The 23,063-nt window shown below is 73.1% G+C and carries 16 protein-coding genes and 2 pseudogenes; 11 read left to right on the forward strand and 7 right to left on the reverse strand.

Annotation, left to right across the window (positions count from 1 at the left end; translation table 11 throughout):
- The 7 genes and pseudogenes from ACGFIW_RS21885 to ACGFIW_RS21915 form a co-directional block, all read left to right on the forward strand.
- Window positions 1-567 (forward strand): annotated as a pseudogene (locus ACGFIW_RS21885) (hypothetical protein); the annotation flags it as partial.
- 123 nt (window positions 568-690) lie between these two features.
- Window positions 691-4,089 carry an error-prone DNA polymerase gene (locus ACGFIW_RS21890; protein ID WP_393318606.1) on the forward strand — a complete coding sequence of 1,133 codons (3,399 nt, stop codon included), beginning with the start codon at window positions 691-693 and terminating at the stop codon, window positions 4,087-4,089.
- Window positions 4,090-4,182: 93 nt separating this feature from the next.
- On the forward strand, window positions 4,183-4,359 hold the full coding sequence (locus ACGFIW_RS21895) for a hypothetical protein (RefSeq protein WP_393318609.1): 177 nt from the start codon (window positions 4,183-4,185) through the stop codon (window positions 4,357-4,359).
- Between the two features lie 18 nt (window positions 4,360-4,377).
- A complete protein-coding gene (locus ACGFIW_RS21900; RefSeq protein WP_393318612.1) occupies window positions 4,378-5,127 on the forward strand; it encodes a methyltransferase domain-containing protein in 750 nt (249 codons plus the stop codon).
- Window positions 5,124-6,299, forward strand: a complete 1,176-nt coding sequence (locus ACGFIW_RS21905) for an alkaline phosphatase family protein (RefSeq protein WP_393318615.1) — start codon at window positions 5,124-5,126, stop codon at window positions 6,297-6,299. Before ACGFIW_RS21900 ends, ACGFIW_RS21905 begins: the two co-directional genes overlap by 4 nt.
- 205 nt (window positions 6,300-6,504) lie before the next feature.
- Window positions 6,505-7,764, forward strand: coding sequence for a DNA polymerase IV (locus ACGFIW_RS21910; protein ID WP_393318618.1), 1,260 nt, complete (start codon window positions 6,505-6,507; stop codon window positions 7,762-7,764).
- Window positions 7,765-7,880: 116 nt separating this feature from the next.
- Window positions 7,881-8,279, forward strand: coding sequence for a DUF3040 domain-containing protein (locus ACGFIW_RS21915; protein WP_357069513.1), 399 nt, complete (start codon window positions 7,881-7,883; stop codon window positions 8,277-8,279).
- 514 nt (window positions 8,280-8,793) lie between these two features.
- On the opposite strand, the gene ACGFIW_RS21920 is transcribed toward ACGFIW_RS21915, so the two are convergent.
- From ACGFIW_RS21920 to ACGFIW_RS21930, 3 genes are read right to left on the reverse strand one after another with little or no spacing between them, the layout of a single operon-like run.
- Window positions 8,794-11,271 carry a transglutaminaseTgpA domain-containing protein gene (locus tag ACGFIW_RS21920; RefSeq protein WP_393318621.1) on the reverse strand — a complete coding sequence of 826 codons (2,478 nt, stop codon included), beginning with the start codon at window positions 11,269-11,271 and terminating at the stop codon, window positions 8,794-8,796.
- A 16-nt stretch (window positions 11,272-11,287) separates the two neighbouring features.
- A complete protein-coding gene (locus ACGFIW_RS21925) occupies window positions 11,288-12,586 on the reverse strand; it encodes a DUF58 domain-containing protein (protein WP_393318623.1) in 1,299 nt (432 codons plus the stop codon).
- A 1-nt stretch (window position 12,587) separates the two neighbouring features.
- Window positions 12,588-13,640, reverse strand: a complete 1,053-nt coding sequence (locus ACGFIW_RS21930; protein WP_357556328.1) for a MoxR family ATPase — start codon at window positions 13,638-13,640, stop codon at window positions 12,588-12,590.
- A 404-nt stretch (window positions 13,641-14,044) separates the two neighbouring features.
- Between ACGFIW_RS21930 and leuS the strand changes: the two genes are divergently transcribed.
- On the forward strand, window positions 14,045-16,885 hold the full coding sequence (gene leuS, locus ACGFIW_RS21935) for a leucine--tRNA ligase (RefSeq protein ID WP_393318626.1): 2,841 nt from the start codon (window positions 14,045-14,047) through the stop codon (window positions 16,883-16,885).
- 77 nt (window positions 16,886-16,962) lie between these two features.
- On the opposite strand, the gene ACGFIW_RS21940 is transcribed toward leuS, so the two are convergent.
- From ACGFIW_RS21940 to ACGFIW_RS21955, 4 genes are read right to left on the reverse strand one after another with little or no spacing between them, the layout of a single operon-like run.
- A complete protein-coding gene (locus ACGFIW_RS21940; RefSeq protein WP_393318629.1) occupies window positions 16,963-17,727 on the reverse strand; it encodes a phosphotransferase in 765 nt (254 codons plus the stop codon).
- A gap of 2 nt (window positions 17,728-17,729) precedes the next feature.
- Window positions 17,730-18,413, reverse strand: a complete 684-nt coding sequence (locus ACGFIW_RS21945; protein ID WP_393318632.1) for a TVP38/TMEM64 family protein — start codon at window positions 18,411-18,413, stop codon at window positions 17,730-17,732.
- Window positions 18,410-19,129 carry a type 1 glutamine amidotransferase gene (locus ACGFIW_RS21950; RefSeq protein WP_393318635.1) on the reverse strand — a complete coding sequence of 240 codons (720 nt, stop codon included), beginning with the start codon at window positions 19,127-19,129 and terminating at the stop codon, window positions 18,410-18,412. Before ACGFIW_RS21950 ends, ACGFIW_RS21945 begins: the two co-directional genes overlap by 4 nt.
- Window positions 19,119-20,366: a MurT ligase domain-containing protein gene (locus ACGFIW_RS21955; protein ID WP_393319389.1), complete on the reverse strand. Its 1,248-nt coding sequence runs from the start codon at window positions 20,364-20,366 to the stop codon at window positions 19,119-19,121. The genes ACGFIW_RS21950 and ACGFIW_RS21955 overlap by 11 nt, the downstream gene beginning before the upstream one ends.
- 355 nt (window positions 20,367-20,721) lie before the next feature.
- Here ACGFIW_RS21955 and mraZ point away from each other — a divergent pair, with 355 nt between their 5' ends.
- The 3 genes and pseudogenes from mraZ to ACGFIW_RS21970 all read left to right on the forward strand — a co-directional run bounded on the left by mraZ (window position 20,722) and on the right by ACGFIW_RS21970 (window position 23,063).
- On the forward strand, window positions 20,722-21,153 hold the full coding sequence (gene mraZ / locus ACGFIW_RS21960; protein ID WP_357069529.1) for a division/cell wall cluster transcriptional repressor MraZ: 432 nt from the start codon (window positions 20,722-20,724) through the stop codon (window positions 21,151-21,153).
- A 205-nt stretch (window positions 21,154-21,358) separates the two neighbouring features.
- Window positions 21,359-22,468 (forward strand): annotated as a pseudogene (rsmH, locus tag ACGFIW_RS21965) (16S rRNA (cytosine(1402)-N(4))-methyltransferase RsmH).
- Window positions 22,458-23,063 (forward strand): hypothetical protein, encoded by a 606-nt coding sequence (locus ACGFIW_RS21970; RefSeq protein ID WP_393318637.1) that lies wholly within the window; start codon window positions 22,458-22,460, stop codon window positions 23,061-23,063. The pseudogene rsmH and the gene ACGFIW_RS21970 overlap by 11 nt, the downstream one beginning before the upstream one ends.

A 23,063-nucleotide genomic window follows, 5' to 3' on the forward strand; every position in this document is an offset into this window, starting at 1 on the left:
CGGTCTGGTTCGGTGCCGTTGTCGGGTGAGTCGGTCGTGCGGTCTGGTTCGGTGCCGTTGTCGGGTGAGTCGGTCGTGCGGTCTGGTTCGGTGCCGTTGTCGGGTGAGTCGGTCGTGCGGTCTGGTTCGGTGCCGCTGCCCGGTGAGTCCGCGTCGGTGCCGCTGTCCAGTGAGGCGAGCGCCAGCGGCGGTGCCCGGGCCGGTGCCGGTCGGCCTGCTGCCCGCGGCACGGGCGGGGTGCCGCCGTGGCCCGGACGACTCCCGGCGCCGGCGCCGGCGGTGGTGCTGCCCAGCCCACTCGCCGCGACCGTGCACGACGCCGCCGGCGAGCCGGTGGTGATCAGTGCGCGGCTGGCGGTGAGCGCTGCACCGGCCCGGCTGGTGGTCGGCACCGGCCGACCAGCGGAGATCGTCGGCTGGGTCGGCCCGTGGCCGGTGGACGAGCGGTGGTGGGCCCCGGCCGAGGCCCGCCGTCGGGCGCGGTTCCAGGTCGGCCTCGCCGACGGCACCGCTCTGCTGCTCGCCGTCGAGGCCGGGCAGTGGCTGGTGGAGGCGATCTATGACTGAGCACACGTCCCCTGGCCGTGATCGACTCGACATCCTGAAAACCGCGGTGTCCCGCCTGTGCGGACCGCCCGATTTTCAGGAGGCCGAGTCGATCACGCTCTGGCCGGGCGAGGTGGCGGCCAGGTGAGCTTCCACAACCCCAAGATGCCCTGGTCGGAGCTGGAGCGGGTGCTCTCCGGCCGGGCCGGCGGCGGCTCCGGGCAGGCCGGCGGCGGCTCCGGCGGCGGGCGGTCGCGCGAGGAGCGGCACCTGCACGTGGTGGACCCGCTCGCCGTGGACGCCGACGGGGGAGACTCCCCGGCCTGGAGCCGCCACCGCGAGCGGTACGAGCCACCGGAGCTGACCCGCCCCGACGGTGTGGTGCCCTACGCGGAGCTGCACGCGCACACCAACTTCAGTTTCCTCGACGGCGCCAGCCACCCGGAGGAGCTGGCCGAGGAGGCGGCCCGGCTGGGGCTCACCGCACTCGCCGTCACCGACCACGACGGTTTCTACGGGGTGGTCCGGTTCGCCGAGGCGGCCCGCACGCTGGGCCTGCCGACCATCTTCGGCGCGGAGCTGTCCCTCGGGCTGCCCGGCCCGCAGAACGGCGAACCCGACCCGCACGGCGCGCACCTGCTGGTGCTCGCGCACGGCCACGAGGGGTACGCCCGGCTGGCCACCACCATCGCCCGTGCCCAACTGCGCGGCGGGGAGAAGGGCCGCCCGGTCTACGGGGACCTGGAGGAGGTCGCCGCCGAGCTGCGTGACCATGTGCTGGTGCTGACCGGCTGCCGCAAGGGGCACGTGCCGGGGGCGCTACTCACCGAGGGGGTGGACGCGGCGGCCCGCGAGTTGGACCGACTGACCGCGCTCTTCGGTGCCGAGACGGTCGCGGTGGAGCTGACCGACCACGGCCATCCGATCGACGCCGACCGTAACGACGCGCTCGCCGAGCTGGCCGCCACGGCCGGGTTGCCGACGGTGGCCAGCAACAACGTGCACTACGCCAGCCCGGGCCGGCGTCGGCTGGCCACCACCGTCGCCGCCGTCCGGGCCCGCCGCAGCCTGGACGAGATCGACGGTTGGCTGCCCGCGGCGGCCACCGCCCACCTGCGCAGCGGCGCGGAGATGGCGGCCCGGTTCGCCGCGTACCCGGGTGCGGTGGCGCGGGCCGCCGAGTTCGGTGCCGAGTTGGCCTTCGACCTGCAACTCGTCGCGCCGCAACTGCCGGCGTACCCGGTGCCGCCGGGGCACACCGAGATGAGCTGGCTACGCAAGCTGACCGCCGACGGGGCGCACGAGCGCTACGGGCCGCCGCAGGCGCACCCGGCGGCGTACGCGCAGCTCGACCACGAGCTGAACATGATCGAGGAGTTGGGCTTCCCCGGCTACTTCCTGGTGGTCTACGACATCGTCGCGTTCTGTCGCGAGCAGGACATCTACTGCCAGGGTCGGGGCTCGGCGGCCAACTCGGCGGTCTGCTACGCGTTGCGGATCACCAATGTGGACGCCGTCCGGCACCGGCTGCTCTTCGAGCGTTTCCTCGCCCCGGAACGGGACGGCCCACCGGACATCGACGTGGACATCGAGTCCGACCGCCGGGAGGAGGTGATCCAGCACGTCTACACCCGCTACGGCCGGGAACACGCCGCCCAGGTCGCCAACGTCATCTCCTACCGACCCCGGTCGGCCGTGCGGGACGTGGCCAAGGCGTTCGGCTTCTCACCCGGGCAGCAGGACGCCTGGAGCAAACAGATCGACAGGTGGGGCTCGGTCGCCACGGTCGACGTCGAGAACATCCCCGAGCAGGTGGTGGAGTACGCCAACGAGTTGCAGACGTTCCCCCGGCACCTGGGCATCCACTCCGGCGGCATGGTGATCTGCGACCGGCCGGTGATCGAGGTCTGCCCGGTGGAGTGGGGGCGGATGCCCGGGCGCAGCGTGCTCCAGTGGGACAAGGACGACTGCGCCGCGGTCGGCCTGGTCAAGTTCGACCTGCTCGGGCTGGGCATGCTCTCCGCCCTGCACTACGGCTACGACATGATCGGTGAGAGCCTCGACCTGGGTGACATGACGCTTGACGACCCGGAGGTCTACGACATGCTCTGCCGGGCCGACTCGGTGGGGGTGTTCCAGGTGGAGAGCCGCGCCCAGATGGCCACCCTGCCCCGGCTCAAGCCCCGCGAGTTCTACGACCTGGTGGTGGAGGTGGCGCTGATCCGCCCCGGCCCGATCCAGGGCGGTTCGGTGCACCCGTTCATCAGGCGCAAGAACGGCCAGGAGCCGGTGACGTTCGCGCACCCGCTGATGCGCAACGCCCTGGAGAAGACGCTGGGGGTGCCGCTGTTCCAGGAGCAGTTGATGCAGCTCGCCATCGACCTGGCCGGCTTCGACGCGGCCGAGGCCGACCAACTGCGCCGGGCGATGGGCGCCAAACGGTCGGTCGAGCGGATGACCCGCATCGCCGACCGGCTCTACGCCGGGATGGCCGAGCGGGGCATCACCGGCGAGTTGGCCGACGACGTCTACCGCAAGCTCACCGCGTTCGCCAGCTACGGCTTCCCGGAGAGCCACGCGATGAGCTTCGCCTACCTGGTGTACGCCAGTTCCTGGCTCAAGCGCTACCACCCGGCACCGTTTCTCGCGGCGCTGCTCAACGCCCAGCCGATGGGCTTCTACTCCCCGCAGACCCTGGTCGACGACGCGCGCCGGCACGGGGTGGAGGTCCGCCGCCCGGACATCAACGCCAGCGGGGCCCTTGCGGTGTTGGAGTCCACCCCGGACACCCGGTGGGGCAGTGGGCCGGGGGAGCCGCCGCACGCCTGGGGGCTGGGCGGCCCGGCCGTCCGGCTGGGGCTGTCCGGTGTGCGTACCCTCGGCGCCGACGTGGCCGAGCGGATCGCGGCCGAGCGGGCGGCCGGCGGGGCGTACCGCGACATGTCCGATCTGGCCCGGCGGGTCGGTCTCACCGCGCCGCAGTTGGAGGCGCTGGCCACCGCGGACGCCTTCGCCTGTTTCGGGCTGACCCGGCGGGAGGCGCTGTGGGCCGCCGGCGCGGCGGCCCAGGACCGGCCGGGCCGGCTGCCCGGCACGGTGACCGGCGCGGCGGCGCCCACGCTGCCCGGCATGGAGGCGGTGGACCGGCTGGTCGCCGACGTGTGGGCCACCGGGTTGTCCCCGGAGAGCCATCCGGCCCGGTTCATCCGGGGTCAGCTCGACGTGCTCGGGGCGGTGCCGATCGCCCGGCTCGGTCGGGTGGAGCCCGGCCAACGGATCCGCGTCGGCGGCATCGTCACCCACCGGCAGCGCCCGGCGACGGCGGGCGGGGTCACCTTCCTCAACCTGGAGGACGAGACGGGGATGCTCAACGTCACCTGTTCGCCGGGGCTGTGGCAGCGCTATCGGCGGGTGGCCCGCACCAGCGCCGCGCTTGTGGTCCGGGGGCGGTTGCAGCGGCACGAGGGAGTGACCAACCTGGTCGCCGACCGGCTGGACGCCATCGAACCGCCGGTCAGCCCCGCCTCCCGCGACTTCCGTTAAGAGAGTGATCCACATTACGGTTTCTCGCGCCGTCGAGCGGGAGACTCGTCCTGAGCGGGCAGAGCGGCCCGTGAGCCATGAGGGGGAACGACAGTGACGGGAAATCACGCGTACACCGGTGGAATCGCCAACGCCCGGCGGACCAGGCTGGGCACCGGCTGGGTGCCGGCGCACCTCGCCGACCCTCGCGAGTACGAGGTGACAAACGGGCCGGTGGCCAACGAACGCCGGTCCCGGGCCGAGGACGAGGCCGAGGGCACCGACTCCTGACCCACTAGGCTCGACCGGGTGGAGCAGACCCGAGGCCGGTTCGCCGAGCCGCCGCTGACACCCCGTACCGCCGTGATCTGGTCGGTGCTCCGCGCCGAGCTGGACCGGCGCGGCGACGCCGAGCTGACCGTGCTCGACGTGGGCGGCGGCACCGGCGGTTTCGCCGTCCCGCTGGCCCGCGCCGGGCACCGCGTCACGGTTGTCGACGCCAGCCCCGACGCCCTCGCGGCGCTCACCCGCCGGGCCGCCGAGGCCGGGGTGGCCGACCGGATCGCCGCGGTGCAGGGCGACGGTGACGCCCTCGCCGGGCTGGTCGAGCCGGCCGGCGTCGACCTGGTGCTCTGCCACGCCGTGCTGGAGGTGGTCGACGACCCGACGCCGGTGGTGGCCGCGCTGGCCACCGCGTTGCGTCCGGGCGGGGCGGTCAGCGTCCTCGTGGCCGGCCGGGCCGCCGCCGTGCTCGGCCGGGCCATCAACGGGCACCTGGACGTCGCGACCGCCCTGGCCGCCGATCCGGCAGGCACCGCCGGGCCGCGCGACACACTGCGCCGGCGCTACGACGCCCCGGGCGCCGCCGCGCTGCTCGGCGCCGCCGGGCTGGTGGTCGAGGAGATCCACGGGGTACGCGTGCTGGCCGACCTGCTGCCGGCCGCGGTCGCCGACGGGCAGCAGGCCGCGGTGGTGGAGTTGGAACGCGTCCTGGCCGCCCAGGCGCCCTACCGGGACCTGGCCGCCCAGCTGCACCTGTTCGCCCGCCGGCCGGCATGAGCGGCTCGCCGACCCCGGCGCCGCTGGCGATCCTCGGGCCGGAGCACGGCGGCGGCCGTCTCGCCGAGGTGCTGCCCAGCGCGCTCGCCGTGCTGGGCGTGCCCGACTCGGCCGACCCGCTCGGGCTGGCGCCCACGCTGGCCGGGGTACGCCGGATCGCCGTGCTGCTTGTCGACGGGCTCGGCTGGTATCAGCTACCCACCGCCGCCCCGTACGCGCCGACGCTCGCCGGGCTCGCCGCGACCGTGGGCCGTCCGCTCATCGCCGGTTTCCCGTCCACCACCCCGACCAGTCTGGTGTCGTTGGGCACCGGCGTGCCGCCCGGCGCGCACGGGGTGCTCGGCTTCACCGTGCGAGTGCCCGGCACGGACCGGGTGTTGACCCACACCGACTGGGCCGGGGACCCGTCGCCGCTGAGCTGGCAGCCGGTGACCACCCAATTCGAGCGCGCCCGCGCCGCCGGGGTGACGACGACAGTGGTGAGTCGGCCGGAGTTCGGCGGCAGCGGGTTGACCCTGGCCGCCAACCGGGGCGGCGACTTCCGGGGCGCCGCCGGTGGGGAAGCGGTGGCCGCCGCCATGCTGGCCGCGCTGGCCGCGCTGGCCGCCGGCTCCGGGCCGACCCTGGTCTCCGGCTACCACGCCGACCTGGACCGGCACGGCCACGTCAGCGGCGTCGACTCCGTGCCCTGGCGGGACGCCGCCACCGAGGTGGACGCACTTGTCGCCCGACTGGTCGACGGGCTGCCGCCGGACGCGGCCCTGCTGGTGACCGCCGACCACGGCCAGCTCGACATTCCCGCCACGCACCGCTTCGACCTGGACACCGATCCCCGACTGCGCGACGGGATCCGGGTGGTCGCCGGCGAGGCCCGGGTGCGCTACCTGCACGTCGCGCCGGGCGCACTCGACGACGTGGTGGCCGCCTGGTCGACGGTGCTCGGTGACGCCGCGCGGGTACGCACCCGCGACGAGGTGGTGGCCACCGGCTGGTTCGGGCCGGTGCCCGAGGAACACCTCGCCCGGATCGGCGACGTGGTGGTGACCTGCAACGACACCTACGCGATCATGGCCAGCCGCACCGAGCGGCCGATGGCGTCGAAGCTGGTGGCCTACCACGGCTCGGACACCGCCGCCGAGCTGACCGTGCCGCTGCTGGTCGTACGCGGCTGACCGCTGGCCGCCGGCTCTGCCCCGCGGCGCGGTGGCGACCGGCTCTGTCCCGCGGCCCGGTGGCGGCCGGGGCCCGGTGGCGGCCGCGGCGCGGTGACTGCCGGGGCCCGGTGGCTGCCGCGGCCCGGTGGGTCGCCGGCCGTTGCGGAGGTCCTCCGGCTCGCTGGCCGCCGAGGATGTCGTACCTCCGGGTTAACCTGCCGGGATGGGCCGCAGTCAGTCGTTGCCCCGAGGCGGCGATCCGCGCTTCGGGCCGGATGCCGACGACGCCGGCAGCCCGATCCTGCACGTCGACATGGACGCCTTCTTCGCCGCCGTCGAGGTGCGCCGCCGGCCCGAGTTACGCGGCCGGCCGGTCATCGTCGGCGGTGTGGGGCCGCGCGGGGTGGTCAGCTCGGCCAGCTACGAGGCCCGCCGTTACGGCGTACGCAGCGCGATGCCGACCAGCCAGGCCCGAGCCCGCTGCCCCCACGCGGTCTACCTGCCACCGGAGTTCAGCGCCTACACGGCCGCCTCGCGGGCGGTGATGCAGATCTTCCGGGACGTCACCCCGCTGGTCGAGCCGCTCTCCCTCGACGAGGCGTTCCTCGACGTGAGCGGCGCCCGCCGACTCTTCGGTTCCCCGGCCACCATCGCCCGGCTGATCCGCCGACGGGTCGCCGACGAGCAGGCGCTGACCTGCTCGGTCGGGGTGGCGCCGAGCAAGTTCGTGGCCAAGCTCGGTTCCACCCGAGCCAAACCCGACGGTCTGTTGGTGGTGCCCTCGGGGCAGGTGCTCGACTTCCTGCACCCGCTGCCGGTGGACGCACTCTGGGGCGTGGGTGAGCGCGCCGCCGAGGCGCTGCGCAGGCTCGGCCTGGCCACCGTGGGCGACCTCGCCGAAGCCCCGCTGGGCATGCTCCGCAAGGCGGTCGGCGCGGCGTCGGCGGCCCACCTGCACGAACTGGCGTGGGGCCGGGACCCGCGCCGGGTCAGCCCGGAGCACGTCGACAAGTCGATAGGCGCCGAGGTGACGTTCGACGCCGACGTGGCCGACCCGTTGGAGATCCGCCGCGCGTTGCTCGCGCTCAGCGCGAAGGTCGGCGTCCGGTTGCGGGGCTCCGGGCAGGTCGGGCGCACCGTCGCCCTCAAGGTGCGGCTGGCCGACTTCCGGACCGTCAGCCGGTCCCGCACCCTCGACGTGCCCACGGACACCGCCCGCGAGATGTTCGACACGGTCTGGGCGCTCTACACCGCACTGGACCCGGGCGAGCGGATCCGGCTCGTCGGTGTCCGGGTGGAGGGGCTCAGCACGGCGCTGGGCGCGCCCCGGCAGCTCACCCTCGGCGCGCCCGAGCGTGGTTGGCGGGAGGCGGAAGCTGCCGCCGACGCCGCCGCTGCCCGATTCGGGCGGTCCGTCATAGGTCCGGCCAGTCTGATGGGCGACCGTGACGCCCAACGAAAGGAAAATCCACCCCACCCGTAGGTCGTCCCGCTTTCCGACGCGCGACCCCCCTCGTAGACTTGCGGGTAAGCAGCCGGATGGCTGCCACGGTCTGTCGGCCCGAGTGGGCCCGACCAACGTGACCGGGGAGGAGTGCCGTGCCGCTCTCGGAGCACGAGCAGCGGCTGTTCGAGCAGATCGAGCGGTCGCTTGCCGAGGACCCCAAATTCGCCTCGGCCGTGCGCGCCAGCGATCCGCGCTTTCACGCGCGGCGTCGCCTGCTCGTCGCCGCCGGCGTCGTCATCGCTGGCTTGGCTCTACTGGTCTATGGCGCGGTGATCAAGACTCCACCGCTGGCGGTGGCGGGCTTTGTCGTCATGCTGGCGTCGGCCGCGTACGCGGTGCAGTCGCACCGGCGGGCGCAGTCACCCGACCTGCACGTGGTGGGCGGCACGACGAGTCGTCGCCGTCCGCGTGGTGGCCGATCCGGTCGCCGGTCGTCGATCCTGGACCGCATGGAGGACAGGTGGCGGCAGCGCCCGGAGGGGCACCGCTGAGCCAGTCCCGCCGCTGAGGCGGGCCGTACGCCGCGACGAGCGGGTCGCCGGGCACAGCGCCGGCGACCTCCGTGGTACCCGCGCGCCCTTTCTCCGCTGAGCAACCTTCCACCGCTGCCCGCAGCGTCCGGCTCACGCGTCCAACCCGCATGGCCGTGATCGAACCCGCGTGGCCCTACTCCTGCGCCGAACCCGCATGGAGTCGGCGGTGATCCGCGGGCGGCGGCCGCGCTGCCGCCGCGGTAGGTGGGGCGGGAGCGCCGGGCTGCCGGGCCGGGCTGCCGGCGGGCGGGGCTGCTGGCGGGCGGCGGGCTGCTGGCGGGCGGGGCTGTCGGGCGCGGCGGGCTGCCGGCGGGCGGGACTGTCGGGCGCGGCGGGCTGGCCGGGCTGCCGGCTGGGGGCGCGGCGGGGCGGCCTGTCGGGTGGGAGCGCTGTCGGGTGGGGTGTTCGGGTGGGGTGGCGGTCCGGTGGACCGCCACCCCCGCCGTCAACGGGCGGTGGTCAGCCGAACAGGTCAGCGGGCCGCACGGTCGGCCAACAGCCGTCGCGGGTTCCAGCGCAGCAACCGGTACCGGGCTCGCCCGGTCAGGGCCGCCACTCGGCCGGACGTGTCCGCCAGGGTGGTACGCCAGCGCAGCAGCACCGACGGTGGCAGTACGGCGGCGACCAGACGGGTGCGTCGGTCCGCCTGCGCGGCGAGCGCCCCACGAACCGCGCGGAGCGCCGGCAACAGCCGCTCACCGGTCAGCGGGTCCCGTGCGTAGCGGGCCCGCTCCTCCGCCTGGCCGAGCAGCCGCGCCGACCCGGTCGCGGCGCTGTCGTCGCCGAGGGTGTCTCGGACCAGCCGGTCGGCGGTCGCCCTGGGCGTCTCGGTCAGGTCGACCGGAACCCGGAAGTCCACCATCGTGTCGAGCAACTCGGCCCAGGCGGCGTGTGCGTCCGCGCGGGCCCGGTCGGCGTCCACGCCGACGATCACCACCCGCGTCCCCGGCTCGACGCCGTCGTCGACGGCCGCTGGGGAGGCCACCGCGGCGCTCGCCGGCTGGCCACCCCGCCTGCGGCGCAGCGCCAGCCGGCGCAGCGCGGGGATGGCGAGCAGTGCCAGCAGGGCCAGCAGACCCGCCGCCCACCAGGGCCAGACCGGCGGCTGCTCGGCCGGCGTGGTGCCGCCCAGGGACAGCCCGTCGTCGACGTCCCGGTCGGCGTTGTCGGGCCCGGCCGGACCGGCCGACGCCTCGGGGCCCGCCGGGGTGTCCGTGACCCCGGTGCCCGGGGTGGTTGGTTCCGGCGCGTCAGTGTCCGGTGCCCAGGCCGAGCGGGTGGACCCGGGCACCCCGTACGTCGGGGTGGCGTCGAACGGCACCCAGCCGACCCCGTCGAAGAAGACCTCGGTCCAGGCGTGCAGGTTGAGGTTGGTCAGCGTGTAGGTGTCACCGGTGCGCTTGCTGCCGTTGGTGAACCCGAACGCCACCCGGGCCGGAATGCCCGCCGAGCGGACCAGCCACGCCATCGCGGCCGCGTACTGCTGGCAGTAGCCGACCTTGTTGGTCAGGAAGTTGACGATGTCCTGCCCGCTGCTGCCGCTCTCGGTGCTGAGCCGGTAGCTGAACCCGTTGTCGGCCGAGAAGTGCTGGTAGATCGCCAACACCCGGTCGTAGTCGGTGCGCTTGCCCTGCGTCAGTCCCTTGACCAGCTCCTCCACCTCGGGCACCGGCCCGGGGGTGGCGGTCATCTGCCGGTTCAGGGGGTGGTCGGCCGGCAGCGGTGGGGTGGCCCGCAGCGTCGCCGGCGTGTACGTCGAGCGGACGTAGTCGAAGGAGTACTTCCGGCCCCGGGAGTTTTCCCGGTTGGAGAAGACGACCTGCTGGTTGGGGTCGTAGAGCCAGTTGCCGCTGAGGTCGTCGGTGCGTACCGGCTCCGCGTACACCGGCATCAGCGACATGCTCAGGCTCTTGGTGACCTCGACGGTCGCCCGGTAGGTGGTCTGCTGCACGCCGGGGCGAGCCCGCTCGGCCGGGTCGGGCAGGTCCCGGTTGACCGCCCGGCCGGTCGGGTTGCGTGCCTGGAAACCGGTCTGGCGCAGCTCGTCGGCGACCGCGTAGCGCAGGTAGAACGGGTTGGGCTCGGACGTGGTGACCTTGACCAGGTCGGCCACCTGGGACTGGTTGAGCTGACCGGCGAGCGACGCGAACAGGTCGATCCGACCCGACGTGCCGCCCGAGCCGGACCCGTTGCCGGTGCCGTTGCCCGGACCCCGGCTGAGGGAGTCGAGGAGCCCGCCGCTCATGCCGGGCACCGCCAACGGCAGCGCCACCGCCACCGCCACCCCGAGCACCGCGAGCCGACGGCCGGCCGACGCCAACGGTGAGGCCTCCCACACGTCGACGTCGCGGCCGTCGCCGGTGAACCGGCGCCCGAACCTGCGGACCCGGTCGACGTTGTCGGTGACCAGCAACCAGAGGTAACCGGCGGCGCCCACCACGAACGGCGTCGCGGGGACGCTGTCCACGTAGACGGCGACCGGCACCGAGTAGATGGCGAGCATCGGCAACCCCGCCAGCGCGGGCCGGCGCAGCCCCACCGCCAGGACATCCACGAGTACGGCGACCGCGCCCACGCCGAGCACGGCGATGAACAGCAGCGGGTCGGTGTCCGGGACCTCGACCCCGTACGAGCGCATGTCCTGCATGGAGCCGGTGAGCAGGTCGGCGAAGTGCGCGAACGTGCTCGGCGTGGGCAGGATGGCGAGCAGTTCCTGGTTGCTGGGGAACAACCAGGTCAGGGCGAGCAGCAGGCCGGCCAGCATGCCCAGCACCTGGCCCCACAGCGGAGCCCGGACGAGCCTGGTCAGCGCGGCGGCCCCGGCCACCACGGCGACCGCGATGACGGACTCGACGAGCCACGTCCAGCTCTGGAAGATGGCCGACAGCGGTGCGGCGGCCAGCAGTGTGGCCGTGGCCGCCACGAGGCCGATGTTCCGACTGGCGATCATGAGGGGAACTCTCCGTTCATCGCACGCCGCCGGCGACCGTCTCGGCCAGCGCGGCGCGCAGGGCGAAGCCCTGGGAGCCCCGGCCAGCCTGCGGCCACAGGACCGGCAGCCGGGCACCGTGGTCGACACCGACGACGCGCCAGCCGCTCTGCACCATGGCGAGGACTGCCGCACCGTGCGCGTGCTCCGCCTCGGCGCGGGCCTTCTCCGGCAGGCTGAGCCAGGTGGAGCTGTTGAGCAGGAACCCGATGCAGGTGGCGCCGTTGCCCCGCAGCCCGGCCAACAGCTCGGCCTCGGCCGCGCTCACCGTGCCGAACAGCCCGATGATCAGCCCGCCGTCGGCGCGCTGGCGGACCCGCTGCACCAGACCTGTCACCTCGGCGCGCTGATCCAGGCGCACCTCGGCGAGGTGGTCGAGCAGTGCCCCGTCACCGCCGGCCTCCGACGCGTCCACGTCGACACCCGAGCCGGTGACCAGGCGCAACTTGTAGCCGGCCTGTCGAAGGTGGACGGCGACGCTCGCGGCGGCGGAGACGGCCCACTCGAAACTGGCCGTCGGCCCCTCGCCGCGGTGGCCGTACGCCCGGGTGTCCAGAACGACGGTGGCGCGGCTCTCCCACGGCTGCTCCTCGCGGCGCACCATCAGCTCGCCGGTGCGGGCGGTGGACTTCCAGTGCACCCGGCGCAGGTCGTCGCCGCGCCGGTACTCCCGGGTCGCCGCGTCGTCCTCGCCGTGCACCGCCACGGACCGGGCCCGGCTGTCGCCACTGCCCGCGTACTCCCCGGGGAGCCGGACCGATGGCAGCGGGGTGACCTGCGGGATGACCGTCAGGTGGTCGGTGCTGGGAAAGGAGCGGGTGAGTTCGCAGAGGCCGAACGGGTCGGTTATCCGGACCACCAGCGGGCCCACGTCGTAACGGCCCCGCACGTCGGCGCGCACGGTGTACGCCACGGAGCTGGCCTGGTGCGCGCCGAGCCGCTCCAACACCACCCGGGGCCGGCTGCCCAGCGCGTAGGGCAGCCGGTCCTCCAGGAGCAGGGTGCCGGTCGGCAGCCGGGAGAGGTTCTGGAGGCGCAGCACCACCCGGGAGTTGGCACCGACCGGAACCCGGTGCGGGTCGAGTGACCTGTTGCAGGCCAGCTTGTAGCGGCTGCGCCCGACGTAGGCGGCGGCCAGCAACGGCAGGACGGCCAGCAGCACCGCCACCCGGAGCAGGTCCTTCTCGCCGAGGATGCCGGACGAGATCGCCGCCGCGACCGCGGCGGCGAGGAAGGAACGCCCGCGGGTGGTCAGCCCGCGCAGCCCGGCACGCACGTCATGGCCTCCGCGGCTCGTAGGGCGCGCGGCCGTTGCCGGAAGCGGGCCGGGTGTCGTACGGGTTGCGCTGCCGGTCGTGCGGCAGCGGCAGGCGGTGCACCAGCTCGGAGACGATCGCGTCGGTGGTGCGCCGGGCCAACTGCGCGTCGGCGGTGGGGATGATCCGGTGCGCGAGCACCGGCACCGCCAGGGCCTGCAGGTCGTCGGGGAGCACGTAGTCACGACCCTCCAGGGCGGCGACCGCCCGGGCGGTGCGCAGCAGTTGCAGGGTGGCGCGGGGGGAGGCGCCGAGTCGCAGGTCGGGTGCCTCGCGGGTGGCGGTGACCAGGTCGATCGCGTACTGCTTGACCGCGTCCGCGACGTGCACCTGCCGGACGGTGGCGATGAGCTGTCGGACGATGGCCGCGTCGGAGACCGCGCGCAGCTCGTTCAGCGGGTCGGTGGCGCCGTGCCCGTCGAGCATGGCCAGCTCGGCGTGCGAGTCCGGGTAACCCATCGCGATGCGGGCGGTGAACCTGTCGCGCTGCGCCTCGGGCAGCGGGTAGGTCCCCTCCATCTCGATCGGGTTCTGGGTGGCGATCACCATGAACGGGGTCTGCAACTGGTAGGTCACGCCGTCGACGGTGACCTGCCGCTCCTCCATGCACTCCAGCAGCGCCGACTGGGTCTTCGGCGAGGCCCGGTTGATCTCGTCGCCGACCACCAGGTTGGCGAAGACGGCACCCGGGCGGAACTCGAAGTCGTGCGTCTCCTGGTTGTAGACGCTGACACCGGTGACGTCGCTGGGCAGCAGGTCGGGGGTGAACTGGATCCGTCGTACCGTGCAGTCGATGGACCGCGCGAGGGCCTTGGCCAGCTTGGTCTTGCCGACACCCGGGACGTCTTCGATCAGGAGGTGACCCTCGGCGAGCAACACGGCCAGGGCGAGTCGCACGGTGGCGGTCTTACCCTCGATGACCTGCTCGATGTTGGCCACGATGGCCTCGCTGGCGGCGCGGAACTCGTCGTGCGGCAGTAGGCCGCCCACCTCGTCCCAGGTCTGTTGTGTCACGGGCCTCCTCCTCGTCGCCGTCACGGCAGCTCTGTAGAGAGCACCTGGACCCGCCGTTGGGTTCGCGACGTCGAGCCTCGTTTGCCGCAGAATTCTCACTAGCCTCTCAGGCTAACCATGTTTGTCGTTATCGCCGACCCCCGCAGGCGGTCCGTCGGTTACGCCCCGATATTCGCCACGTCGGGGGACGCGGCCCGGCCCACCCCGGGGGCCGGCGGGCCGGACCGTCGGCGGGGTACACTGCCGGACATGGCCGGAGTCTTCCTGCTTCTTACCGGGCCGTGCTGATGCGCTGATTCCCAGCGACAGCACGGCGGCCCCTCCTGCGCGAGGGGCATTTTTGTGCCCGCCGCCGGCCCGGCCCGGTGGTGCCGAGACGAAGCGAAGCGAAGCGAGGAGAGACGATGAGTGAGGCAGCCGCACCGGCGGGCGACATTCCCCCGTTCCGGTACACCGCGGCCCTGGCCGACGAGATCGAGATCCGTTGGCAGGACACCTGGGCGCGCGAGGGCACCTTCCACGCACCGAACCCGACCGGCCCGCTGGCCGACCCGACCCACCCCCGCGCCGGTGCGGACAAGCTGTACGTGCTGGACATGTTCCCGTACCCGTCCGGAGCCGGCCTGCACGTCGGCCACCCGCTGGGCTACATCGGCACCGACTGCTACGCCCGCTACCAGCGGATGGCCGGTCGCAACGTGCTGCACGCGATGGGCTTCGACGCGTTCGGCCTGCCCGCCGAGCAGTACGCGGTGCAGACCGGCACCCACCCCCGCACCACCACCGTGGCGAACATCGAGCGGTACAAGGCGCAGCTGCGCCGGCTGGGGCTGGCGCACGACGAGCGCCGCTCGGTGGCGACCATCGACACCGACTTCTACCGCTGGACGCAGTGGATCTTCCTGCAGATCTTCAACTCCTGGTACGACCGCGACGCCGGCAGGGCCCGCCCGATCGCCGAGCTGATCGCCGAGTTCGAGGGCGGTAACCGGCAGACCCCGGACGGCCGCGCCTGGGCCGAGCTGAGCGTCGCCGAACGCCGCCAGGTCGTCGACGACCACCGCCTGGCGTACGTCTCGCAGGCCCCGGTCAACTGGTGCCCGGGGCTGGGCACCGTGTTGGCCAACGAGGAGGTCACCGCCGACGGCCGCTCCGACCGGGGCAACTTCCCGGTCTTCAAGCGCAACCTGAAGCAGTGGATGATGCGGATCACCGCGTACGGTGACCGGCTGCTGGACGACCTGGACAGCCTGGACTGGCCCGAGCCGATCAAGCTGATGCAGCGCAACTGGATCGGCCGCTCCACCGGCGCGCACATCGACTTTCCCACCGCGCAGGCGCCGGTGCGGGTGTTCACGACCCGACCGGACACCGTCTTCGGTGCCACCTACATGGTGCTGGCACCCGAGCACGAGCTGGTCGACGCGCTGACTCCGGACGCGTGGCCGGACGACGCGCGGGACGCCTGGACCGGCGGGCACGCCAACCCCCGGGCGGCCGTCGAGGCGTACCGCAAGGCGGCAGCCGCCAAGACCGACGTCGAGCGGCAGTCCGACACCAAGGAGAAGACCGGCGTCTTCATCGGCGCGTACGCCACCAACCCGGTCACCGGCGGGCAGATCCCGATCTTCATCGCCGACTACGTGCTGGCCGGCTACGGCACCGGCGCGATCATGGCGGTGCCCGCGCAGGACGAGCGGGACTGGGCGTTCGCCGAGGTCTTCGAGCTGCCCATCGTGCGTACCGTGCAGCCGGCGGAGGGCTTCGACGGCAAGGCGTACACCGGGGACGGCCCGGCCATCAACAGCGCCGCGCCCGAGCGCGGCCTGGACCTGAACGGCCTGGGGGTCGCCGACGCCAAGGCGGCGATCATCTCGTGGCTGGAGGCGAACGGGCACGGCACCGGCGCGGTGACCTACCGGCTGCGCGACTGGCTGTTCTCCCGCCAGCGTTACTGGGGTGAGCCGTTCCCGATCGTCTACGACGAGTCCGGCGCGGCCATCGCCCTGCCGGAGGAGATGCTGCCGGTCGAGCTGCCGGAGGTGGACGACTTCTCCCCGAAGACGTTCGACCCCGACGACGCCGACAGCAACCCGGAGACCCCGCTGTCGCGGCGGCGCGACTGGGTCGAGGTCGAACTGGACCTGGGCGACGGGCCGCAGCGCTACACCCGAGAGACCAACGTGATGCCGCAGTGGGCCGGCTCCTGCTGGTACGAGCTGCGCTACCTGGACCCGACCAACAGCGGGCGGTTCGTCGACGCGGAGAACGAGCGGTACTGGATGGGTCCGCGCGGCGAGGGCGACTGCGGGGGCACCGACCTGTACGTCGGTGGCGCCGAGCACGCCGTGCTGCACCTGCTGTACGCGCGGTTCTGGCACAAGGTGCTGTTCGACCTGGGGCACGTGTCGTCGTTCGAGCCGTTCCGCAAGCTGTTCAACCAGGGCATGATCCAGGCGTACGCGTACACCGACTCGCGCGGCAGCTACGTGCAGGCCGAGGAGGTCTTCGAGCGCGACGGCGCCTACTACCTGGGCGACCTGGCGGTCAACCGCGAGTACGGCAAGATGGGCAAGTCGCTGAAGAACGTGGTGACCCCCGACGACATGTGCGCCGCCTACGGTGCGGACACCTTCCGGGTGTACGAGATGTCGATGGGCCCGCTGGAGGTGTCCCGCCCCTGGGAGACCCGGGCGGTGGTCGGGTCGTACCGGTTCCTGCAACGGGTGTGGCGGGCCGTCGTCGACGAGCAGACCGGCGCGCTGCGGATCACCGAGGACCCGGCCGACGAGACGACCCGCCGGCTGCTGCACACGGTGATCGACGGGGTCCGTGGCGACATGGACGGCATCCGGTTCAACACGGCGATCGCCAAGCTGATCCAGCTGACCAACGGGCTGACCGGGCTGTCGGCGACGCCCCGCGAGGTGGCCGAGCCGCTGGTGCTGATGGTGGCGCCGTTCGCCCCGCACCTGGCGGAGGAGCTGTGGCGCAAGCTGGGCCACGACACCTCGCTGACGTACGCGGACTTCCCGACCGCCGACGCGGCGCTGCTGGTGGCCGACACGGTGACCTATCCGGTGCAGGTCAACGGCAAGGTCCGTGGCCGCGTCGAGGTCCCCGCCGACGCCGCCGAGGAGACCGTCCGCGCGGCGGCCCTGGAGGCGGTGGCCGCCAGCCTGGCCGGCAAGGAGCCCCGCAAGGTCATCGTGGTCAAGGGTCGAATGGTCTCGGTGGTGGTGTAACTCCGCGCCCGGTCCCGCCCGCGTCGATCATGGAGTTGTGGTGGTCGGTTCATCCCCTGCCCAGGGGTTGTCCACCGTCACGACTCCATGATCGACCTCTGGACGACGGCGCGGTGCGCCCGTAGCCAGTCGTGCCACTGAGCTATCAGCGCGCCTACTCCCGCCTTGCGGAGTCGGCGCATGGCTGGGTGGGTGCTGGTGTCGATGGTGTGCCAGGTGCCCTCGACCTGGCGGAGCATCAGGTCTGTCAGCTCCCCTCGGGGCAGCAGCCCGGGGCCGGCCGCGTCGTAGGTGTCACAGAGGACGCGACACCGCCGACCCAGCTCGACGGGATCGGCACCGTCACCCAGTGTGGTCCAGTGCCAGCCGGCGAACGCCACGTCCTCGATCCGCCGGCCCGGTGCGGCCAGGTCCCAGTCGATGAAGACCACCGGGAGCGGCCCGCCCGGGAAGTCCCGGTACACCGTGTTCTTCGGCGACAGATCGCGGTGACACACGGTCTCGGCGTCGCCGGCCAGGTCGGTGCCCGCGCACGCGTCGTGCAGACGCCGGATCAGCTTGGCCAGCCGGACCAGCGCCGGATCGGCGAAGAACGCGGGATCCTCGGAGTCCCGCCACGGCACCCGCCCCGGAACGTAGCTGAGCACCTGCCGGCCGCGCTCGTCGACGCCCAGGTGATGGGGCGCGAGGTCCGCGCCCACCCGGGCCAGGTGACGCAGCAGCGCGCCGACGAAGTCCGGGTTGGCCGGCGGGGTACGTCGTACCGTGTCGCCGATCCGGACCACCTCGGCGACGAAGCCGCCGGTGAGCGGCTCCTCGACGTCGTGGGTCGGCTCGGGCACGGTCACACCGGCATCCGGCGGCGTTGTCGTTCGGCGCGCCACCACATGTGGACCAGCACCAGGCTGGCGATCAGGCCCAGGCTGGCCGGGGCGGCGGCGTACCAGTTGATGTGCCCGGGTGAGCTGACCGACGCGCCGATCGCCGCGTAGCCGAAGGCGGTCGGCGCGGAGGCGATCACGCTGCCGGCCAGGAACGGCAGCATCCGGGCACCGGTCGTGCCGTAGCCGTAGCTGACCAGCCCGAAGCCGGCGATCGGCAGCAGCCGGACGGTGACCACGCCGACCACGCTCTGCCGGGCGAACCAGCCGTCGAGGCGGGCCAGGCGGCCACGGACCCGTTCAGCGACGAACTCCCGGCCGAGCAGCCGGCCGACCGTGAACCCGACCGCCGCGGCCACCAGTGCGGCACCCAGGGCGTACGCCGCGCCCTCCAGGGGGCCGAAGATCGCGCCCGCGGCGAGCGTGACGAACGTCCGGGGGACCAGGGCGACAAGCAGCAGCGCGCCGCCGAGGATCGCCGCCACCGGGGCGAGGTCGCCCAGCCGGTCGGCCAACAGCGGCAGGTGCTCCGGATCCGGTCGGGGTGCCAGGAGCAGCAGCAGCCCGCAGCCGGCGATCAGCAGCACGAGCAGGGCGAACCGGGCGGCCGACGGCTGCCGCAGCAGCCGACGGACGGCACGGATCATGCCCGGGCGGCGGCCACCGCAGAGCGGCGCTCGTTGCGCAGCCGGTCGGGCCAGGTGTCGTCCAACGGCGGAAGCTGGTGTGCCCCGGTGGCCCAGCGCAGCAGCAGGTCGGCCAGGGCCGGGTTGCGGGCCAGCGCCGGACCGTGCGAATAGGTGCCGAGCAGCTTGCCGCGCCACGCGCCCTCGGTGGCGCCGTCGTTGCCCACCCCGGCGGTGACCCGGGCCAGCGGGGAGACCTCGGGGCCCAGGTGGGTGCGACCGCCGTGGTTCTCGAAGCCGGTGAGCGGGGGCAGGCCCAGCCGGGGGTCGATCTCACCGGACAGCTCGCCCACGGCCCGGCTCGCGCCCCGGTCGGACTGCAGGTCGAGAAGCTCCAGGCCACGGCACTGCACGCCCTTGGCGAAGAACGAGGTGCCGAGCAGTTGGTAGCCGGCGCAGACGCCGAACACCACCGAACCCTGTGCGACCGCCCGGTGCAGACCGCCGTCGGCGATCAGGCGCTGCGCGCCCAGCGACTGTGGGCCGTCCTCACCGCCGCCGACCAGGTAGATGTCGGCGGTCGCGGGCAGTCGCTGGTCGGAGCGGACCTCCAGCACCTCGACGGGCATCCCGCGCTGGCGGGCCCGGCGGGCGAGGATCAGGGCGTTGCCCCGGTCGCCGTAGGTGGACAGCAGGTCGGGGTAGATCCAGACGATGCGCAGGCTCTCAGATGACACGGTCCAACTCCGCTCGGATGTCCTGGAACGCGGTGTAGTTCGCGATGACCTCCAGTCGCCCGGGCGGGACCGACCGGAGTGCGTCGTCGAACGTGCGGACGTGCTGGAACGGCACGTCGTTGACGTCCAGGCGGACCGCCAGGTCGTATGCCCGGTCACCGGTGATCAACACCTGCCGGCCACGCAGCGGGGCGAAGTCGACGTCGTAGAGCCAGGAGGTGTCCAGGCCGTCGGGGTCGCGCGCGTTGATGGAGAGCAGGGTCGGGGCGTTGTCGGCCATGTCGAACGCCTCCAGCCAACTGGCCGGGTTCTTCGCCAGCAACAGCCGGATGTTGCGCCCGTCCTTGTCGACCTGCGCGTAGCGGCCGGCCACCGAGGTGACGATGCCGAGGCGGGACACCGCGTCGACCGGGCGGACGCCGAACTCGGCGGCCACCGCCAGCGCGGTCGCCGCGTTGCCGAGGTTGACCCGGCCGGGCAGTTGCAGGGAGACCTTGTGCCAGGCGCCGGTGGGGTCGAGCACCCCCTCGTCCTCGACGACCCAGTGCGGCTCCGGTCGGCGCAGCGGGCAGCCGGTGCACCACCACTGCTCGCCGGAGCGCGCGATGGTGGAGCCGCACTCCGGGCAGACCCAGGAGTCGTCGTGCCAGCGCTGGCCGGCACTGAACCAGGTCACGTGCGGCGGGTTGATGCCCCGGGCGGGGTCACCCGGCGGGGTGGCCGCCCAGACCACCAGCGGGTCGTCGGCGTTGGCCACCACCCGGACGTTCGTGTGCCGGACCAGCGCCGCGCGCCAGAGCTGCGCCATCATGGCGACCTCCTTGGCGCGGTCGAGCTGGTCGCGGGAGAGGTTGAGCAGCGCGACCACGTGCGGCTCGGTCGCCTCCAGCACCTGGGCGAGGTAGTGCTCGTCGACCTCGAGCACCGCGTACGGGGTGCTGCCGGCCTTGGCCAGCGCCGAGGTGTGCCCACTGGGCATGTTGGCGCCGAACGAGTTGGTGGCGACCCGGCCGAGCACGCCGACCGCGGCGGAGGTCAACCGGGTGGTGGTGGTCTTGCCGTTGGTGCCGGAGACGAGCGCGATCGCACGCCCGGCCGACAGGTGGGCCAGCAGGTCCGGGTCGATCTTCAGGCCGATCCACCCGCCGATCACCGAACCGTCGCCACGGCCGGCCGCCCGGGAGAGCGCCGCGGCGGTCCGTGACACGGAGCTGGCCACCTTGGCCCGTAGGGGCATTTTCGCGTCCGTCACGCGAGCGAGGTTACCGGACCGCCCGCCCCACCAGATCGCCGCCGACGGTGAACCGTTCGGCCGTGGTGGCTGCGCGGGCGGCCGGGAGGCAGTCCACCGGACGGAGTCGATCTATGTCGGAAAGCGGACCACGCCGGTGGGCGGTCGGGGCCCTCCACTCCGCTCCACCCCTCTTGACGTGCTGTTTTGCCCTCGGGTTGGACACGCCGCGCGGGCGAATCTGGTTGCAGGTGGAGGGAAGTGGAGTAGAGTGGGGACCAATGGTGAGGCCGGGAGGGCTCACCGGCCCGGGGGGTCAGCGGCGCCGCGAACGCCGCTCAGGGGCGAGGGGGTAGGGCCGGTGTTTCTCGGCACCCACACTCCACGCCTGGACGAAAAGGGCCGGTTGATCCTTCCGGCCAAGTTTCGGGATGAGCTGGCGGGGGGTGTCGTGGTCACCAAAGGGCAGGAGCGCTGCCTCTACGTCTTCCCGACCCCTGAGTTCCAGCGGATCGCCGACCAGTTGCGCGCGCAGCCGATGACACACAAGGCGGCCCGGGCCTACAGCCGGGTCTTCTTCGCCAGCGCGCACGACGAGGTTCCGGACAAGCAGGGGCGGGTGACCATTCCGGCCCACCTGCGGGCGTACGCCGCGCTGGAACGCGAGTTGGTGGTGATCGGCGCGAGCACCCGGGTGGAGATCTGGGACCGGGCCGCCTGGGAGACCTACCTCGCCGAGAGTGAAGACGACTTCGCCGACATCTCGGAGGGGGTGCTGCCCGGCGGTCTGTAGGGCGGAACGGCGCCCGACGTACTGCGAGATCTCCAGCCGCTTTCGAGTTCCTGGCACCCCTTCCCCGGTGCCAGGCGCACGATCCAGTCATCGGGCGACGGTCCGGTGTCCGGCGGGAGCGGATGGGGATCTGGCGGTACGACGGCAGCGCCGTCCGACGACAGGCGCACGAGGAGAACGGACGTTTCAACCAGTGGGGGTCATCATGGGGGAGTTGCGCGGCACGCACGTGCCGGTGCTGCTCGAGCGGTGTCTTGAGCTGCTGGCCCCCGCGCTGGGTCGAGGCGGCCGGACTGTTCACGTCGACGCGACGCTCGGCCTGGCCGGGCACGCGGAGGCGGTGCTGGAGGCGCACCCGGAGACGGTCCTGATCGGGCTCGACCGGGACACCGAGGCCCTCGCTCACGCGCGGGTCCGGCTGGCCCGGTTCGCCGATCGGGTGCATCTGGAGCACGCCGTCTACGACGAGTTGCCCGACGTGTTGGACCGGCTGGGCTATCCGGGCATCGACGGCATCCTGTTCGACCTGGGTGTCTCGTCGCTGCAGTTGGACGCGCCCGACCGCGGGTTCGCGTACGCCCAGGACGCGCCACTGGACATGCGGATGGACCAGACCCGGGGGGTGACCGCCGAAGAGGTGGTCAACACCTACGCGCATCCGGACCTGGCCCGGGTGCTGCGGGTCTACGGCGAGGAGAAGTTCGCCGGCCGGATCGCCTCGGCGATCCTGCGGGAGCGGGAACGCGGCCGGATCACGTCGTCCGCGCGGTTGGCGGAGCTGGTCCGGGAGTCCATTCCGGCCCCAGCTCGACGAACAGGCGGACACCCGGCAAAGAGAACGTTTCAGGCTTTACGGATCGAGGTAAACAGAGAACTGGCGGCGCTGGAGTCAGCGTTGCCATCCGCACTCGACGCACTGACCGTGGGCGGTCGCATGGTGGTCCTGTCCTACCACTCGTTGGAGGACAGGCTCACCAAGGTGGCGCTCGCGGACCGGGTCCGCAGTAAGGGCCCGGTCGACCTCCCGGTCGAGCTTCCCGGGTCCGGTCCGACGTTCCGGCTACTCAGCCGGGGCGCCGAGCTGCCCACGGAGGCGGAGGTCGCCGCGAACCCGCGGGCCGCCTCGGTGCGGCTGCGGGCAGCGGAACGACTCGACCCGAACGCGACAGAGCAGGGGCGGACCGACCGCGAACGGTCTCGCCGACGGGTGAAGGGAATGCACCAACCGGGCACGGGGTCCGCCTGATCCGTGGGGGGTCAGGGGCACCGGGACGGCAGAGGGACGGACGTTGAGGGGGAGGGACATGAGCATTGACAAGCGCGACCGCCGGGACGTCACCGGCGGCGGGCAGCGCGCACCGCGGTCGGGGGGCCGGACCGCGGCGGAGCGGGCTCCGCGCCTCGGAAACGGTACGCCACGCATCGATCGAGTGAACCGGCAGGGGGAGACTCGCGCCCGGGGGGCGCGCGAGTTCCCCACCCAGGGCACCGCCGCGCTGCGGCCGGTCGAGAAGGCCGGCAGCGCCACAGGCGCCCGTCCGCCTCGGCTGCGGGTGGCACCGCCGCCGCCGATCTCGGTGCCGCGTGCGCCGTTCGCGGCGCTGATCGTGGTGCTGGTGGTCGGCGGGGTGCTGGGCATCCTGGCGGTCAACACCAAGATCAATGAGAACGCGTTCCGGTTGGAGCGGTTGCAGCAGCAGCAGGCTCGACTGGACCTGGAGAAGCAGCAGTTGGACAAGCAGATCGCCGAGTCCGAGGCGCCGGGCAACCTGATCGCCGAGGCGCGGCGGCTGGGCCTGGTGGACGCCGGCGAGCCGGGCTACATCCGGCTGCCGGACGGCAAGACCATCGGCGTGCCGCAGCCGGCGAGCGGTAAGCCGTCGGTGACCAGCCAGGGTGCGGGAGGCTGA

The sequence above is a fragment of the Micromonospora sp. NPDC048935 genome, from assembly GCF_043197875.1.
GTDB lineage: Bacteria > Actinomycetota > Actinomycetes > Mycobacteriales > Micromonosporaceae > Micromonospora.

Coding starts and splice junctions, on each gene's coding strand:
- leuS (WP_393318626.1), top strand. CDS start 14,045: ATGAGTGAGGCAGCCGCACCGGCGGGCGACATTCCCCCGTTCCGGTAC.
- ACGFIW_RS21920 (WP_393318621.1), bottom strand. CDS start 11,271: ATGATCGCCAGTCGGAACATCGGCCTCGTGGCGGCCACGGCCACACTG.
- ACGFIW_RS21910 (WP_393318618.1), top strand. CDS start 6,505: ATGGGCCGCAGTCAGTCGTTGCCCCGAGGCGGCGATCCGCGCTTCGGG.
- ACGFIW_RS21945 (WP_393318632.1), bottom strand. CDS start 18,413: ATGATCCGTGCCGTCCGTCGGCTGCTGCGGCAGCCGTCGGCCGCCCGG.
- ACGFIW_RS21905 (WP_393318615.1), top strand. CDS start 5,124: ATGAGCGGCTCGCCGACCCCGGCGCCGCTGGCGATCCTCGGGCCGGAG.
- ACGFIW_RS21955 (WP_393319389.1), bottom strand. CDS start 20,366: ATGCCCCTACGGGCCAAGGTGGCCAGCTCCGTGTCACGGACCGCCGCG.
- ACGFIW_RS21970 (WP_393318637.1), top strand. CDS start 22,458: ATGAGCATTGACAAGCGCGACCGCCGGGACGTCACCGGCGGCGGGCAG.